Consider the following 15,973-nt stretch of genomic DNA (forward strand, 5'->3'; position numbering starts at 1 on the left):
CCCCTCCTGGCCCCGATGGCCAGGAGGGCCTCACCAGTGCGCCACAAGGCTGCCTGGCCCCTCTCTCTCACCTCTCACGCAAGGAGTTCCCGTGAACGTCTCTCCTTCCATCACCGCCCTTCCGCCCGCCGACCTCCTCCCGGAGTCGGTCCGGTCCCTCCTGGAGGACCGGGACGCCGCGTACGACCGCTGGTCTGACTTCGACGCCGAACACGCCCCGCTCCTCTCGGAGTCGTGGGAGGCCGCCTACGAGGCCCGCGACATCGTGGCCGCTGCCGAAGCGGTCGCCGCTGGCAAGGACCCAATGAAGGTCAAGTCCGCCCTTGTAGACGCACGCGACCGGCGCCCCCGGGTAATCGGTGCCTTCCGTGAACTGGTCAAGGCCGTGAATGTCGCGGACCGGGCCCTGGTCCGGGAGTATCGGAAGCACGTCAACGCCCTGGCCCCCGTCGCTGCCGCTGGCCTCCAGAGCACCGCGAAGGCGTACGAGGACGCCCACAGGGCCCTCCTGGAGGCCCGCGCCGCCTTCGGTCGTGCGACCGCCTTCCGCCGGTACGTGCGCGCCTGGCAGGGCTCTGGGTCGCCTGACTTCAGCGACAGCGACAGCGGCAGCGTCCCGACCCTGGCCAGCGGCATGGCCCCGAACGCGGAGCCTGGCCTGGCAGAGGTCCGGGAGGTCATGGACTCATTCCGCGCCGCTGGCCTCTCTGACGACGCATCGGCCGATGCTCCGGCGGACCGCCTGGTGAAGATCCGCTTCGGTGACGGCCAGGAGATGGAGCTGGCTTACTCCCAGGCCCGCGCGCTGGTTGGCTCCGCGAACGTGCCCGGTGTCGAGTGGGCCGACCCTGCCGACGCGCCTGCCGCGTCCGGCGCCGTGGACCAGGAGGCGACCCGTGCCTGACCAGCTCTCCCGCGCTGACCTGGCGTCGCTGTCTCCGGAAGAGATCATGGGTGCCCGCCGCTCCGGCCGTCTGGGCGTCCTGATGGGGCGCAACCCGACCGCGAACGAGGTCCTGGACACGATCGAGCGGGACCAGGCTCAGGCACAAGAGGCCGCCGCCCAGGCCGACGACAGCGCCCCGGAGCCGCCCGGCCAACCTGCCGACAGCGCCCCGCTCCCTGACGTCCAGCTCACGCGGGAGGAACTGAAGTCCATGTCCTCCACTGAGATCGTCCAGGCGAAGGCAGTGGGCCGACTTGATGGCCTTCTGGGGCGCCTGCACTGACACGCCACTTCCCGTACGGGGCCTGGGACTTGATGGTTCTGGGCCCCGGCCCTGGCCCCTAGAAGGAGGCCCCTGTGAGAGTCCGCGTGGCCCTCGCCCGTCACCTGTCCGTGAACGGGCAGGACTACAGCGAAGGGGATGAGTTCGACGTGGCGGACGCTGCCGCCGCTACCTGGCTGGGCACTGGCCTGGTCGTCCCGGCTGATGGTGTCTGGCCGGATGGCTGGGGCAACCACGACCGCGAGTCGTGAACACCTGACCCGCGCCTGGTCCGTGGCCTGGCTCGACAGCACACACGCGTCTGCCTTGCCGCCTGCCTCTCAGCGCTGGCGACCAGGGCACCGAACCGATGCCTGACACGCGATGACGTTCACGCTTCGTGACCCTCCCCCTGGGGGGGTGACCCCTTCGAGGTAGGGGACGTTGAACGCGGGGGAGGGCTCTGTCAGGTCCGCCCGGTTCAAAGACCTCGGCGTGACCCCGGCCACCCACCGTACGCAGCCAGACCATCAACCGCGCTGCGCAGGCGAGGTTTTGGGACCATTCACGCTCTGGAAATTCACATTGAGCACCTCCGTCGTTGACTACACACTGGTGCACATGGATGAACTCTATGTGGTCAGGCAGGAGTCGGCCTGGCGTGAAGACCCCGACGACGGATACGACACCGCGACTGATGAGAAGACCGTCTACGCCCTATTCGGGCTGGCCATCTATGGGGCCAACTGCCTTGAACACGAACTCGCCAACACCCTCGCTGTCGCTCAGGTCGTCAAGGCGCAGGAAGAAGCAACCCGGCTCATACGCGATCCGTGGGCGAAGGGCTTCAAGGATATGATGGGGAGGCTCGTCAAGCGCGCCCAGCCTCACACGAGCAACTTCCCGGACCTCGTCGCGGATCTCACCAAGTGTCTGGACCGCCGGAACTACTTGGTCCACCACTTCTGGCGGGAGCGCGTCCCCGACATGCTCACCGTGGCCGGGCGCACCGAATTGTGTGCGGCGTTGAAGGCCGACCACCGGCTGTTTGAGCAGTCGGCGGAACGTCTCCATGAGAAGGTCCTGGACCCCATGATGTCGAAGTTGGGTATCACGGCCGAGCTTCTCGATGCTCAGTACGAGGCGGAGAGGCGCGACGCACTTGCACGTCACTGACGTCTGTCCGCTGTCCGCTCCGTCGTGAACGCTGGCCGTCGCCTGGCCGCGCACTGACCGCTCGCATGCCCGCTGTCGACCCTGTGGCCGCCAGGCGCAATGCTTGTCCGAGGCCCTGTCCGACGCCTCTGAGCTGGGCAGATCCGCGCAAGGCGGAACCTGTCCGGAGCCTGAGTTCACGGTGTCCGACACGGCGTGCACGATGTCCGACACTGCGTCCGCACTGTCCGTCCCGCAGCAGACATGAGCGAAGCCTGACCGCCCTGGTTTGTCCGGGGTCCGGTCAGGCTTCTGTCGTTTGGTCACGCTGTCCGGCTACGAAGCGGGGGTGTCCGCGTCGCTGCCCGCCTGGCGGGTCAGTCTGGCCAGGTCCGCCTCCAGTTCCCGGGCTTCACGTTCCCGGGCCGGTCGGCAGCGGGGACACTCACACGGCGGGTACGCCTGGGTCTCCAGTGGGTACGTCATCGGATCGCCCCTTCGCTGTCCAGGCCCGGCAGCCGCTCTCCGCGAAGGTCGGCAACCCTGACAGCCTCCTCCACGGCACTGGCCAGGTACCACACGGCCAGGCGCAATTCCGCTGGACTGACACTGTCGTCCTCGGCCAGGGAACGGGCGCGCTTCACGTCCACGCGGGCCATGGTCAGGATCTTGGCTTCCGTCGCGTCGGCAAGTCGGGTGATCTCCCCGTGCCCGCCCTCGGGTACGTAGGCAGGCTTGCCCTCGGGTCCGTCCCAGGGCAGGCGCCGTAGTGTGCTCATGTCGACTCCTTCGCAGTCGGCCGGCCCCGGGACGTTCGCCGCGTCGCCGGGGCGCCTGTGCGAGCCAGCCTCCCCTTTTCCGCTGATGACAGATGGTGACTGAGCGGTGACTGGGTACCCTGTCACCATGACGGGCGGGGAATTTGGTCAGACCGTGCGTGCCGCGCTGAAGGCTCGGGGCATGTCGATTCGCGCAGCCGCCCGGGAGCTGGTCTACGACCATGCGTACCTGTCGCGTGTCCTGGCCGGGAAGCAACTCCCTTCGCCGCAACTGGCAGAGGCCCTGGACAGGCTCCTGGATGCTGGCGGGGAACTGGTGAGCCTGGCCGCCAGTCTGGCGGAGGACAGCGGGGAGCGCGTCGCGCACGCCATCGCTCACCCGACCCGCATCGACGGCAGGGCCGTGGAGGCCCTTGGCGACGTCCTGGCGGTCCAGCGGAGGCTTGACGACACCCTGGGCCCCTCCCCGCTCATCGGGCCCGTGGAGGCTCAGACAGCCACGATTCTGGGCCTGTTGAAGGAGTCCCGGGGCCCGCACCGTGACGCTCTGGCCGAAATCGCTGCGGAGTCAGTCCAGTTCACGGGGTGGCTGTACGCCTCCACGCGCCAGGACGCGAAGGCCGTGAAGCGGCTAACCGAAGCGGAGGCCCTTGCCGACGAAGTGGGCTCCGGTGCGCTGGCGGCCCAGGCCCTGAACTTCCGGGGGTACATCGCGCGTCAGCAAGGCAACCCCCGTGGCATGGTTCGCTGGTTCTCCGCCGCGTACTACACGCCGGGCGCCAGCGCTCCCCAGCGCATGGGGGACGCCGCCCAAGTGGCCCAGGGCCTGGGTGAGTTGGGTCAGACGGACGCCGCGCGGCGGCTCCTGGACGAAGCCATGGGCCTGTCCGACGCCGCCCAGGACCAGCCGCCGGGTACGGCGTACTGGCTGACTCCGAACTTCCAGCGGCTGAACCTGGGCCTGGCGAACCTGGGCCTGAAGGCGTACGCGGACGCTGCCGACCACATAAGGGCCGGACTGGCGGGCCTGCCTGCCGACCAGCAAAGGGCGCCGTGGACGAAGGAGCACCGCGACGCCCTGGCCCAGGCAGAGGCTCGCTGCTGACGGTTCCTGCCTGTCGGCCCGGCCGCCGTGCCTGCCCTGTACCTGGGGTGTGGTCCGGGAGGCTTTCTCATGTGCGTAGCTTGACGACATCATTGATCTTGACGATGCTCATGGGCCCATCCTGCCGCACCGCCCCGTGCCGGCTCACCGCCCGGGGCCGCCGCGCTCCCGAGGGGCCCGGCCCCGCAGGCTTCGCCCGCCCCGTGCGCGGGGCCCCGTCCCGGTGGCCGGGCGCGCGGAGATGTCAGGTAGCGAGTAGGTTTCTCGCGTCTGAACCTGAGGGCTCGCCCTCGGGGGGTGGAGCGGATCCGGGTGTCCGCGGGGGAACGCGGACGGAACACCGGCGGACAGGACGGAGACGGCGGGGCGTGGCGGCGGAAACGGTGGTGGACGGCGAGGGGCCGGACCGGGGCGGTGAACGGCACCTGTCCGGGGGCGGGCCGTTGCGGAAGCTCCCCGGACCGTGGGGGCGGCTGGGCTTCTCCCGCGCGGGAATGCTGCTGGCCGGGCTGTGGCTGCTGGCGCTGGCGCTGGCCGTCCGGCAGGCGGCCGCCGTGCTGCGGCTCCCCAGGGACGAACGCCTCGTGGACCTGTTCGCCTGGACCGGCGACAACGGTGTGCTGCGGGTGCACGGCTCCCTCTATGACGGGGACGCGGCGTTCACCGGGACACCGTTCGCGGGTCTGGCGCTCAAGCCCCTCACCCGGGCCGCCGAACAGGGGCTCGGCGTGGTCTGGACGTTCGGCACCCTGCTGCTGGTCGCCGCCGTCGGCGCCGTGGCCGCACGGGCACTGCCCGGACCGGTCTCGCGGCGCACCGCGCTCTTCGCGCTCCCGGCCGCATTGAGCCTGCTGGTCCTCTCGGTCCCGGTGCGCAACACCTTCCACCTCGGGCAGACCAGCATCCTGCCGGTGCTGCTGGTGCTCGTCGGCTGGCTGGCGGGCGGCGCGGACCGGCGGCGACACGGCCCGGCGGGCGGGCCGATCGCGGGCCCGCGCGGGCAGGCCGCGGTGGCGCTCGCCGGGAAGGCGCAGGGTGTGCTCATCGGCGTGGCCGGCGCGCTGCAGCCCGCCACCCTGCTCTTCGTCCCGCTGCTGTGGCTCACCGGGCGCCGCAGGGCCGCCGTCTCGGGCGCCGGGACGTTCCTGATCTGCACCCTGGCCGCCTGGGCGGCCATGCCGGACGACTCGTGGACCTATTGGGTGCACCACGTAGCGGGGGCCGGCCTGGGCGATGCCGCGGACGCGACCGCCAACCAGTCGCTGCACGGAGCGCTGCTGCGCGCCGGACTGCACGGGGCGCCGGAGGTGGCGCTGCTGGCGGTGCTGGTCCCCGCCGTCGGATGGCTGGCACTGCGCCGGGCGGTGCGCTACGCGCGGGACGGTCAGCTCCTGCTCGCCGCCGCCGTGGTGGGCTGCGCCGCCGTGGCCGCCTCCCCGACCGCGTGGCAGCACCAGCAGCTGTGGGTGCTGCTGGCGATCGTGGGGCGCGTCGGCCGACGCACCGGGGACCGGCTGGTGTGGCCGGTCTTCGTGGTGATGGTGATGACGCTGGACGGCAGCGCGCTGGTCCCCAAGATCGCCGCGTTCGGCATGCTCGGCGAGAACGCGGTGCTGCTCGCGGCCCTGCTGGCGTCCTGCGTCGTGCCGTTCCTGCTGCGGGAGGCCCCGGCCTGGGCTGCGCCGCAGCCTTCGGGCCCGCTCAGCCGCCCCAATCTGATGCTGGAGCTGCTGCTCATCCGGGTCGGCTACTGGGCCTACTCCTACGTCCGCGGCCACGCGCCCGACTCGCGCTCCCTCGCCGAGGGGCACGGCCACCAGATACTGACCGCCGAGCGGTTCCTGCACCTCGATGTCGAGCACGGCCTCAACAAGCTGGCCGCGCGCACGGAATGGCTGCGGGAGGCCGGGGACACCTACTACACGACGTTCCACTTCCTGGTGCCGATCGTCCTGCTGGGCTTTCTGTACGTGCGCCGGGCGCCGCAGTACCGCGCGGCGCGCACGGCGCTGAGCTTCGCCACCCTGCTGGGGCTGGCGGGCTTCTGGCTGTATCCGCTGGCTCCGCCGCGGCTGATGCCGGGGCTGGGCTACATTGACACCGCGCACGGCCCGCAGGACCTGTCCGACCCGGACTTCGGCGCGCTCACCCAGCTCTCCAACCAGTACGCGGCGATGCCTTCGCTGCACGTGGGCTGGTCGCTGTGGTGCGCGATCGTCGTCTTCCTGCTCACCCGGAACCGCTGGCTGCGGGCGCTGGGCGCGCTCTATCCGCTGCTGACCACCTTCGTGGTGATGGCCACCGCCAACCACTATCTGCTCGACGCGGTGGGCGGGGTCGCCGTGGTGACGGCGGGCTTCTACGCCCAGCGCCGGCTCGCCCGGATACGGGGCACGGGGAACCGGACCGGGAACCGGACCGCCGGCACCTCCGCCGACGGCCCCGACCGGGGTGCCGCCGGGTGCGACCGGGCCGCCGGGTCGCCCGGCGGGCGGGGCGGCCCCGCGGCCCCGCCGGACGGCTCGAACGTCCCGGACGGCCCGGCCGGCCCGGATGCGGTCAGCGGTGCAGCTTCAGCCCCTTCACCGCCCGGTCCACCGAGTTCCGCGGACCGTGGAGCGCCAGCCCGGCGAGACTGAGCTTCTCCGCCTCGACGGCCCGCACGGCCGCGCGGTTGTCCGCGTCGTTTCCGGTGGCGAACATCTCGTCGGTGTAGACGGCGATCGCCAGCCCGCGGGAGAGCGCGCGCCGGTGGGCCCCGGCGAGTCCGTCCCGGTCGGCGGCGAAGCACAGCACGGGCTCGCGGAGCAGCGGCAGGTAGCGGTTGCCCGAGCCGTCCTCGTAGGGCTCGCCGATCACCTCGTCGGAGGCGCCTGCGAGTCCGCTGGCCAGGAACGCGGTCACATTGAGCTGCTGCCACTCCGCGAGGTCCGGACGGACCAGCACGGCGGCCTTGGTGTCGAAACGCATGCGTCCGACTCTGCATGCCTCCGGGCCCGGCCGTCTTGAACGCCGGTGCGGCGGTGGCGCGACGGCCCGGCAGCCGGGCTGGCAGACTGTGACCTGGGGGAACGCGCCGCGAGGCGGGATGTACAGGAGGACCGCGGTATGGGTGAGGGCTCCGGGCCGGCGGGTGGGACCCCCGGCGACTGGGTGCGCTACTGGCGGGCGCCGGACCGGCCGCTGGAGGCCATGCGGGCCCACTTCACCGGCCATGTCTTCCACCGGCACAGCCACGACGCGTACTCCTTCGCGGTGACCGAGACCGGAGCCCAGCGGTTCCGCTGCCGCGGCGGGGACCACACCAGCGCCGAGGGCATGGTGATGGCCTTCAACCCGGACGATCCGCACGACGGCGAGTCGGCGGTACCGGCCGGCTTCACCTACCGCATCGTCCATCTGGGGCCCGACCTGGTGCGCTCCGTCCTCACCGACGCCGTCGGCCGGGACGCCCCGATGCCGCTGTTCCCCGAGCCGGTGCGCACCGACCGGGTGCTGCGGACGGCGCTGCTGCGGCTGCACGCCGCCCTGGCGGGCGGGCCCGCCGCGAGCGCACTGGTGCGCGAGGAGCGGCTCACCGAGACGGTGGTCGCGATGGTGCGCCGCGGCGCGCGCACCCCGGCCCGCACGACCGCCCCGCGCGTCGGTTCGGCGGCGGTGCGCAGGGCCCGGGAACTGCTGGCGGAGAGCTGGGACCGGGAGGTCCCGGCGGAGCTGCTGGCGCGGTCCGCCGGCTGCAGCAGGTTCGCCCTCTACCGTGCCTTCCGCGCGGAGCTGGGCATGCCGCCCAGCGACTTCCAGCGGCAACTGCGGCTGCGGGGCGCCCGGCGGATGCTCTCGGAGGGCGCCACCGCGGCCGAGGCCGCCGCGGTCTGCGGGTTCGCGGACCAGGCGCATCTGCACCGCTGGTTCGTCCGTGTCTACGGCGTCACGCCGGGCGCCTACGCACGGGCCGGGGGCGTGCCGCGGACCGGTCGGTAGTCGACCCGCAGCTCTTGGCGGCCGCTTCGGAGGCCGCGGGAAACCGTTGCGCGGCCGGCGGCCACCGGGCCCTGGTGCGGCCGGCGGCTAGCGGGCCGGGTCCGCGGCGGGCGCCGGGGCGGTCGCCATGTGCAGCAGCGTCTCCGCTGCGGAGCGCGCGTGCTGTGCCGGGGCCGGGGAGTCGGTGATGGAGGCGTTGCTCATCGCGCCGTCGAGCAGTACGGCCAACTGCGAGGCGAGCCACTCCGGTTCCGCCGCTCCGGTCTCGTGTGCCAGGCCCCGCAGATAGCCGCGGACGGCGCTCTTGTGCTCGCGGACCGCGTCGACCACCCCCTGGGAGTCGGCGCCCAGTTCGCCGAAGGCGTTGATGAACGCGCAGCCGTGGAAGTCCGGTCCGTCCACCCAGTCGTAGAGCCAGTCGAAGACCGCCAGCACCCGCTCCTCGGGGTCGGTGTGCCGGGACACCCGCTCCTCCAGCGCGTTCCTGGCCCAGTTGTCCCGGCGCCGCAGATACGCCTCCACCAGGGCGCCCTTGGACGGGAAGCACTTGTAGATCTTCTTCAACGAGACGCCGCTGGCGTCCCGGACGCGGTCCATGCCCACGGATTGCACGCCGTGCGCGTAGAAGAGCGCATCCGCCGCGCTGAGGATGCGCGCCTCGGTCGTGGCGTCGCTGTCCATACTCCCCGTTCTCCCCAATCTCCCCACGTCTTGAGAACCGCCGTTCTCTACGATACTGTCTTGCCCGGTCGGAGAACGAGCGTTCTCCGACCGTCAACGGGGAGAACGGGGGACCCGGGCGTGGTCGAGCACCCGCTGCGGTACGCGGCGCGCTCGGGTGAGCCGGCGGGGACCGGGCCGGACACGGTCCCGGTCGTCGCCGGCCCGAGCACCACGGCACCGGCGACCGGGCCGAGCGTCCTGCGCGACCCGCCGCCGAAGCGCCCGCCGCGCAGCGGTGCGCTGCGGGGCCGTCCTGCGCGCGGGCCGCTCACGCGTGGACCTCTCCCGGTTCGGAGACCGGCTCCGGCACCCCTCGCCGACCGCACCGGACGTCCCGGCCGCGGCGGCGGGCCGCGCCGCCGGGAGCAGAGCCGCGAGCCTCCGCAGACCGCGGGCTCGCCCTGAGACCCGTGTTCCTGCCCGTCGGGGTCGGGCAGGAACACGGGACCTCACCCCGCCGATGATCCCCCGGATCCCGGCGGCGGCGCGGAGGCCGCGCCGCCCGCCGGTTCGCCCAGGTCCGGGGCCGGCTCCGCGAACACCGGTGCCGCCTCGAAGGCGGCGCGCCGGGTGGCCCGGCGCAGCGCGCGCAGCACCGTGCCCCCCAGGGTCAGGGTGAGCACCACGGTCAGCAGCGCTCTGGGCACGTCCCAGCCGAGCGAGGTGGCCAGCACGTAGGCCCCGTACCGGGCCAGGTTCTCCGGCAGCGGGTCACCCGGCACGAACGAGAGGCCGGAGCCGAGGCCCGCGATGTAGGGCCAGCCCTGCAGGTTCATGATCAACCCGTAGAGCAGTGCGGACACCGCGCCGTAGCCGGCCAGCAGCACCCGCTCCCGGCCGCCGCGCAGCGTGGCCGGTGCGGGGAGCAGCCCGGCGCCCATCGACACCCAGCCCATCGTGAGCATCTGGAAGGGCATCCAGGGGCCCACCCCGCCCGTCAGCAGCGCCCCGGCGAACATCGAGACGGCACCCAGCACGAATCCGAAACCCGGCCCCAGCACCCGGCCGGAGAGCACCATCAGGAAGAACATCGGCTCCAGGCCGGCCGTGCCCGCCCCCAGCGGCCGCAGCGCGGCACCGGCCGCCGCCAGCACGCCCAGCATCGCCACGGCCTTGGCGTCCAGCCCGGTCTCGGAGACGGTCGCCACGGCGACCGCCAGCAGCAGCGGGAGCAGCGCCGCGAACAGCCAGGGGGCGTCCCGCGAGTGCGCCAGCCCGGACGCCCGGTCGGCCAGCAGGGGCCAGGCGAAGGCCGCCACACCGGTGGCGCTGGTGAGCACCAGCGCCACCACCGACCGCGGGCCCAGCCGCACCGCGCGCACGGCCCGGCCGGACGGGCCGGCCAGGTCCTCGCGGGTGGCCCGGCCCTCGCCTGCGGCCCGGTCGTCGCGCCCGGTGCCCGGCGTACCGGTACGGCGGCTCACAGCGCCTCCCGCACCTGGCCGACCGTCAGCCAGGGCTGCGGCGCGAGGATCTTGGAGACCTGCGGGGCGTAGGCCGGCGAGGACGTGATGACCTCGTCGGTGGGCCCGTCCGCCACGGTCTCGCCCTGCGCGAGGACGACGACGCGGTGCGCCAGCTCCGCCACCAGCTCGACGTCGTGGGTGGCGAGCACGATCGCGTGGCCCTGCGCCGCCAGCTCGCGCAGCAGCACCACCAGCCGGGACTTGGCCGCGTAGTCCAGCCCCCGGGTCGGTTCGTCCAGCAGCAGCAGCGGTGGCCGGGCCGTCAGCACGATCGCCAGCGCCAGCGCCAGCCGCTGCCCCTCGGACAGATCGCGGGGGTGTGTGCTGTCCGGTACTCCGGGAAGCAGCCGGGAGACCAGCGCCCGGCAGCTGCCGGGCGCCGCGTCCGCGTCGGCGTCCGCGGTCCGGCACTCGCGGCCGACGGTCTCCGCGTAGAGCAGGTCGCGCGGCTCCTGCGGGACGAGGCCGACGTGCCGCAGCAGTTCGGCGGGCCGCGTACGGTGCGGGATCCGGCCGCCGACGGAGACCTGGCCGGAACTGGGCCGGTGCATTCCCACCAGCGTGTTCAGCAGGGTCGACTTGCCCGCGCCGTTGCGTCCCATCAGCGCCGTGGTGCGCCCGGCGTGCAGCGTGAGGGAGACCTCGTGCAGGGCGGTGACGCGGTCGCGGACCAGGCCGAGCCGGGAGACCTCGGCGACCGGTCGCGGCTCTGCCGCCGGGGAGTCCGCCGCCGCGGGCGCGGTGGCGGGCGCGGGCCGGTCCGCCAGCCGCCGGCGCAGTGTGTCCGCGCGGCGGCGGGCATCCCGTACCGACAGCGGAAGCGGGTCCCAGCCCGCCAGCTCGCCCAGCTCCACCACCGGGGGCCGCACCGGGGAGACCGCCAGCAGGGCGGCCGGATCGCCGATGCGGGCCGTGCCCCGCGGGTCGGCGCCGCCGCCGGGGGCGTCCGGGGCCGCCGGGTCCGCGGCCCGGCTCCGCTCGCCGTCCGGCGCCAGCAGCAGCATCCGGTCCGCGTACTGCACCACGCGCTCCAGCCGGTGCTCGGCCATCAGCACCGTGGTGCCCAGGTCGTGGACGAGCCGCTGGAGCACGGCCAGGACCTCCTCGGCCGCGGGCGGATCCAGCGCCGAGGTGGGTTCGTCGAGGACGAGCACCCGGGGATGCGGGGTGAGGACCGAGCCGATGGCCACGCGCTGCTGCTGGCCACCGGAGAGGGAGGCGATCGGGCGGTCCCGCAGTTCGTTGAGACCGAGCAGGTCGAGGGTCTCCTCGACGCGGCGGCGCATGGTTCCCGGCGGCAGTCCGAGGGACTCCATGCCGTAGGCCAGTTCGTCCTCGACCGTGTCGGTGACGAAGTGGGCCAGCGGGTCCTGGCCGACCGTGCCCACGACGTCCGCGAGTTCGCGCGGCTTGTGGGTCCGGGTGTCGCGGCCCGCCACGGTCACCCGGCCCCGCAGGGTGCCGCCGGTGAAGTGCGGGACCAGACCTGCGACGGTGCCCAGCAGGGTGGACTTGCCCGCCCCGCTGGGGCCGACGAGCAGACACAGCTCGCCCTCGGGTATGTGGGCGTCCACCACCGGGATGGCGGGGCCGTCCGCGCCGTCGTGGACGACGCTGACCTGCTCGAAGGTGATCACCGGGTGCTCTCCTCGTCGTGCTGCCGGTCCCGCAGCGCCCGCGGGATCCGGGCGGGTCCCGACCGCGCATACGGTCCTGCCGCCCGCTCGTACGGACCGCGCCCGCCGTCGTCGGCGGTGCGGTCGGCGCTGTGGTCGGTGCTGCGGTCGGCACTGCGGTCGGCGGTGCGGTCGGGGCGGACGCCGGTGCGGTCGCTGCCGCTGTTGCTCCGGCTGTTGTCGCGGTCGTCCCCGGCTTCGGCTGTTCCGGGGTGTTCGGTGGCCGGTGCGGCCGAGTGCGCGTCGGCCATGGGTGCGCGGCGGACGCCGGCGGATGCCCGGCCCCCGCCGGACCGGTGACCGGACCGGTCACCGGTCCGGTCACCGGGGAGGGCCGGGGCGGGCGCGAGGAAGCCCGGCAGCAGGCCGAGCAGGACGGCGGCGGCGGGCCAGAGCGGAAACGGGGGCGCGGCCAGCGGAACGGCCGGCGGGTTCAGCGGAGCCGGCAGCGCACCGGCCGCCGCGGTCAGCAGCGCGGCGACGGCGGCACCGGACGCCGACACCAGCCAGGCCCGGACTCCCCAGCGGTCGGGGCGGTACCGGGTGCGGGCCGCCCGCCGGCCGCCGAGCCGCAGCCCGGCCAGCGCGAGGACCAGGCCCGCCAGCAGCAGCGGCAGCCCGAACCCGGCGCCCGCGGCGGCCAGCAGGCCGTAGGTACCCGCGCACACGCCGAGCAGTCCGCCGAGCGTGAGCGCCGTGGTGGTGCGGCGCACCGCGGCCGGAACGCGCGCCGTCCGGCCGTAGCCGCGCGCGTCCATCGCCGCCGCGAGCGCGACCGAGCGCTCCAACGCGCCCTCCAGGACCGGCAGCGCGACCTGCGCCACTCCGCGCAGCCCGCGGTCGTCCCGCCCGCGCAGCCGCCGAGCCGCGCGCAGCCGCCGTACGTCGGCCACCAGGTGCGGGGCGAACGTCATGGCCACCACCACCGCGACGCCCGCCTCGTAGAGGGCGCCAGGCAGGGATTTCAGCAGCCGCGCCGGGTTGGCGAGCGCGTTCGCGGCCCCGACGCAGACCAGGAGCGTGGCCAGCTTGAGCCCGTCGTACAGCGCGAAGAGCATGCCCTCCGCCGTGACCCGTCCGCCGATCCGTACCCCGCGGGCCCAGTCGGGCAGCGGCACTTCCGGGAGTTCGACGAGTACATGGCTGCCGGGGATGGGGGAGCCGAGGAGGAAGGCGAAGACGAGGCGGATGGTGAGGACCAGCAGGCCCAGCTTCAGGAACGCGGTGTAGGAGCGGGCCCAGGGCGCTTCGGTGCGGCGGGCCGCGACGACGTAGCCGGCCACCGCCGTCAGCAGCCCGAGGAGGAGGGGATTGCTGGTGCGGGAGGCGGCGGTGGCCAGGCCCAGGGCCCAGAGCCACCACGCACCCGGATGCAGGGCGGTGCTACGGGTGGAGAGCGGTGCTCGCAGCGGAGAGCGGGTCACCGCTCCGGTACCCGCCCCGCGCTCTGCTGGGCGCGGTCCCGCCCCGCGCTCTGCTGGGCGCGCCGTCCGCCGCGGGGACGCCACCCGGGAGAGCGGTGCTCTGGATGTGGAGCGGGGCATCGGCTAGCGCTTTCGGCGGCGGGCCTGCCACAGTGCCGCGGCGCCGAGGATCGCCACGGCCGCCGCGCCCGCCGCGACGCCCGCGGCGGTCGACGCGCCGTCCCCCCGGCCGCCGTCGGCTTCGCCGTCCGCGCTGCGGCTCCCGGTGTCCGCCGAGCTGTCGCCGTCGCCGTCCTCGCTCCGGCCGCTCCCGCCGCTGCCCTTCGCCTGTTCGCCGCATCCCGTCGCGGGGTAGCCGTCGATGGCGCACAGCAGGGCGTCGGAGTTGTAGCGCAGCGGGGACGCCACCTCGGCGAGGGCGTCGGCCGCGGTGCCGTTCTCGGGTATGCGGGCGCAGCCGGTACGGGCGGCGGGCGGGTCCCCGGATTCGCCGCCGGGCGCGTCGGCGCGGGTCCCGAAGTCGATCCGCACGGCCACCCGCTTGCTGTCCTTCGCGGTCTTCGTCCCGTCGCAGGCGGCGGCGAAACGCACGGCGCCGCGCGGCTTGTCGGCCTGGTCGGAGTCCTCGCTCAGCGCGAACCGGAAGCCCAGGACGTCCCCGTCCTCGGGGCGCTGGGTGGCCGGCCCCTCGGTGGCGTACGACCAGGAACCGCCCTCCTCCCGCTGCCAGAAGGACCAGTACCGGTAGCCGCTCGACTCGGCGGCGGGCTGCCGCGCGGTCGAGGCGTGCGCCTCCTGGGACGGCAGCAGGACGAGACCCGTGAGCGCCGCGAGGCCCGCGAGCGCGGTCGTCGCGGTCGCGCCCCACCTCGGCGCCCGGCTCCGCGCCGCCGCCGGCCCACCCGTGACCGTCCCGCGGTGCGTGACCGTCCCGCGGTGCGTGGCGGCCCCGCGGTGCGTGGCCGTTCCGTCGTGCGGGCAGGCCCCCGGTCCGGTCCCGGTCCCGGTGCCGCTCCGGCCGGCCGTGCCGGGTCCGCCGCGCCCGGCGGGCATCCGGGCCCTCACGGCTGCTGCCTCTTGCGGCGCCCGCTGAGCAGGATGCCGAATCCGGCGCCGACGGCGAGGCCGATCAGCACGAAGGCCCAGATGGGGATGCCGGCGCCGGAGTCCTGCTGCTCGGCGGCTTCGTCCTCGGGCATCTTGGCGGGCTTCGGGCCGGTGCGGTTGAGACGGGAGAGCAGATCGGTGCCGCCGAGTTCGGTGGGATCGCCGCCCGTGGCACGGGAGGCCAGCATCAGGGAACCGATGGCGGCCGGGTCCTTCCGCGACTTGTCCCACTTGTCGAGGTTGTCGGCCAGCCAGGACAGCGAGGTGGCGGCGGCGTCCCGGTGTCCGCCCGCGGCCAGTGCGACGACGGCGTCCGCGGTGTTCGCGTAGTCGGGCTGCTCGTCCGAGGAGCCCGGGGCCACCGAGGTGAAGTGACCGCCGTTCTTCTTCAGCGTCGCCGCCAGATGGGCGGCTCCGGCGCCCGCGGCTGCCTTGCGGCCGCCCGGGACGCCCTTCCCCTTCTCCTGGTCCGCGCCCGAAGCGCACTTCAGCGGGGTGACCGGGGTGTTCCCGGCGTCCTCGGCCGGCGGCTCGGGCAGCGCACCCTCGCCCAGCGCGGCCAGGACGGCGGCCGCCGTGGCGTCGTTGTTCGGTGCGAGCCGCCCCTTCTTGTCCGGCTGGTAGGCGAACGCGCCCTGCGCGCCCGGGGCGTCCTCGATTCCCTTCGAGCCGCAGGTGAGCTGGAAGGACAGCAGCGCGTCGTACGGCGATTCGCCGCCCTCCACCGTGGTCTCGGCGGGGTTCCGGCCCGTGGCGTGCAGCGCGCCGATGACCAGCGAGGTGGAGTTGGCGTCCGAGTCGGCGTGCGGTCCGAAGCCCCAGCCGCCGTCCTTGTTCTGAACCGAGGCCAGCCACTCCAGTCCCTCACGCACCGCGTCGCTCCGGCCGCCCACGGCGGCGAGCGCCTGGACGGCGAGCGCGGTCGCGTTGATGTCCGCCGGGGTGTCGTCCGGGTCGCACTTCTTGCCGGGTTCGGCGCGGTACGCGGCGAACGAGCCGTCGGCGCACTGCTGGCCGGTGAGCCAGTCCACGGCCTTCCGCGCGGGGACGGCCTTCGCGCCGTCCAGCGCGAGCAGCGCCATCGACTGCCGCCACACTCCGTCGTACTTGGGATCGGCCGTTCCGTAGAGCCCCTCCGGCAGCCCGGACGTCGTGGTCCGGGCCGGGGACGCCGCGACGGACGTGACCGGTGCGGCGGGTGCGGCGGCGGATGCCACGGGTGCGGCGGCCGCGCTCAGCACGGTGGCGGCGGTGAGGACCGTGGCGCGGCGGCGGCGCGGTGACATTGCGGATGCCTTTCGATGGCGGGAGCGGACCGCAGCCGGGCACGGCCGCCCCGCCGGGCGGGC

Annotated in this window: 15 protein-coding genes and 1 pseudogene; 7 read left to right on the forward strand and 9 right to left on the reverse strand. The window is 74.1% G+C overall.

Features of this window, described 5'->3' with window-relative positions; genetic code table 11:
* The first annotated feature begins 91 nt into the window (after positions 1 to 91).
* The 4 genes from A949_RS0120020 (at position 92) to A949_RS0120035 (ending at position 2,384) form a co-directional block, all read left to right on the forward strand.
* Complete coding sequence (locus A949_RS0120020) at positions 92 to 904, forward strand: hypothetical protein (protein ID WP_019357808.1); 813 nt, start codon at positions 92 to 94, stop codon at positions 902 to 904.
* Positions 897 to 1,229 carry a hypothetical protein gene (locus tag A949_RS0120025; RefSeq protein ID WP_019357809.1) on the forward strand — a complete coding sequence of 111 codons (333 nt, stop codon included), beginning with the start codon at positions 897 to 899 and terminating at the stop codon, positions 1,227 to 1,229. Before A949_RS0120020 ends, A949_RS0120025 begins: the two co-directional genes overlap by 8 nt.
* Before the next feature lie 74 nt (positions 1,230 to 1,303).
* Positions 1,304 to 1,480 (forward strand): hypothetical protein, encoded by a 177-nt coding sequence (locus tag A949_RS38200; RefSeq protein ID WP_019357810.1) that lies wholly within the window; start codon positions 1,304 to 1,306, stop codon positions 1,478 to 1,480.
* Between the two features lie 349 nt (positions 1,481 to 1,829).
* The gene (locus A949_RS0120035; RefSeq protein WP_051019569.1) at positions 1,830 to 2,384 is read left to right on the forward strand and encodes a hypothetical protein; all 555 of its coding nucleotides are present in this window, start codon (positions 1,830 to 1,832) and stop codon (positions 2,382 to 2,384) included.
* A 315-nt stretch (positions 2,385 to 2,699) separates the two neighbouring features.
* Here the strand turns inward: A949_RS0120035 and A949_RS38205 are convergent, their stop codons facing one another.
* On the reverse strand, positions 2,700 to 2,849 hold the full coding sequence (locus A949_RS38205; RefSeq protein ID WP_158687611.1) for a hypothetical protein: 150 nt from the start codon (positions 2,847 to 2,849) through the stop codon (positions 2,700 to 2,702).
* Positions 2,846 to 3,142 carry a hypothetical protein gene (locus A949_RS0120040; RefSeq protein ID WP_019357812.1) on the reverse strand — a complete coding sequence of 99 codons (297 nt, stop codon included), beginning with the start codon at positions 3,140 to 3,142 and terminating at the stop codon, positions 2,846 to 2,848. The genes A949_RS38205 and A949_RS0120040 overlap by 4 nt, the downstream gene beginning before the upstream one ends.
* Positions 3,143 to 3,269: 127 nt before the next feature.
* On the opposite strand from A949_RS0120040, the gene A949_RS0120045 reads away from it, so the two are divergent.
* Both A949_RS0120045 and A949_RS0120050 read left to right on the forward strand, forming a co-directional pair.
* Positions 3,270 to 4,247, forward strand: coding sequence for a helix-turn-helix domain-containing protein (locus tag A949_RS0120045; RefSeq protein WP_106428857.1), 978 nt, complete (start codon positions 3,270 to 3,272; stop codon positions 4,245 to 4,247).
* A gap of 368 nt (positions 4,248 to 4,615) precedes the next feature.
* Positions 4,616 to 6,886 carry a bifunctional glycosyltransferase 87/phosphatase PAP2 family protein gene (locus tag A949_RS0120050; protein ID WP_019357814.1) on the forward strand — a complete coding sequence of 757 codons (2,271 nt, stop codon included), beginning with the start codon at positions 4,616 to 4,618 and terminating at the stop codon, positions 6,884 to 6,886.
* Here the strand turns inward: A949_RS0120050 and A949_RS0120055 are convergent.
* Positions 6,807 to 7,217: a DUF2000 domain-containing protein gene (locus A949_RS0120055; RefSeq protein ID WP_019357815.1), complete on the reverse strand. Its 411-nt coding sequence runs from the start codon at positions 7,215 to 7,217 to the stop codon at positions 6,807 to 6,809. The two genes, A949_RS0120050 and A949_RS0120055, sit on opposite strands and share 80 nt — an antisense overlap.
* Before the next feature lie 138 nt (positions 7,218 to 7,355).
* On the opposite strand from A949_RS0120055, the gene A949_RS0120060 reads away from it, so the two are divergent.
* Positions 7,356 to 8,228: an AraC family transcriptional regulator gene (locus A949_RS0120060; RefSeq protein WP_019357816.1), complete on the forward strand. Its 873-nt coding sequence runs from the start codon at positions 7,356 to 7,358 to the stop codon at positions 8,226 to 8,228.
* 87 nt (positions 8,229 to 8,315) lie between these two features.
* Here A949_RS0120060 and A949_RS0120065 read toward each other — a convergent pair whose 3' ends face one another.
* The 6 genes and pseudogenes from A949_RS0120065 to A949_RS0120090 form a co-directional block, all read right to left on the reverse strand.
* Positions 8,316 to 8,909 carry a TetR/AcrR family transcriptional regulator gene (locus A949_RS0120065; RefSeq protein ID WP_019357817.1) on the reverse strand — a complete coding sequence of 198 codons (594 nt, stop codon included), beginning with the start codon at positions 8,907 to 8,909 and terminating at the stop codon, positions 8,316 to 8,318.
* A gap of 491 nt (positions 8,910 to 9,400) precedes the next feature.
* The gene (locus A949_RS33985) at positions 9,401 to 10,375 is read right to left on the reverse strand and encodes an ECF transporter S component (protein ID WP_019357818.1); all 975 of its coding nucleotides are present in this window, start codon (positions 10,373 to 10,375) and stop codon (positions 9,401 to 9,403) included.
* Complete coding sequence (locus A949_RS0120075; RefSeq protein ID WP_019357819.1) at positions 10,372 to 12,054, reverse strand: ABC transporter ATP-binding protein; 1,683 nt, start codon at positions 12,052 to 12,054, stop codon at positions 10,372 to 10,374. The genes A949_RS33985 and A949_RS0120075 overlap by 4 nt, the downstream gene beginning before the upstream one ends.
* A 374-nt stretch (positions 12,055 to 12,428) precedes the next feature.
* Positions 12,429 to 13,502: pseudogene (locus A949_RS0120080) on the reverse strand (CbiQ family ECF transporter T component); the annotation flags it as partial.
* Positions 13,503 to 13,640: 138 nt separating this feature from the next.
* Positions 13,641 to 14,582, reverse strand: a complete 942-nt coding sequence (locus A949_RS33990) for an SCO2322 family protein (RefSeq protein ID WP_202803211.1) — start codon at positions 14,580 to 14,582, stop codon at positions 13,641 to 13,643.
* Positions 14,579 to 15,910, reverse strand: a complete 1,332-nt coding sequence (locus A949_RS0120090; RefSeq protein WP_019357822.1) for a prenyltransferase/squalene oxidase repeat-containing protein — start codon at positions 15,908 to 15,910, stop codon at positions 14,579 to 14,581. Before A949_RS0120090 ends, A949_RS33990 begins: the two co-directional genes overlap by 4 nt.
* Positions 15,911 to 15,973 lie beyond the last annotated feature (63 nt).

Source organism: Streptomyces sp. AA1529 (genome assembly GCF_000280905.1).
Classification (GTDB): domain Bacteria; phylum Actinomycetota; class Actinomycetes; order Streptomycetales; family Streptomycetaceae; genus Streptomyces.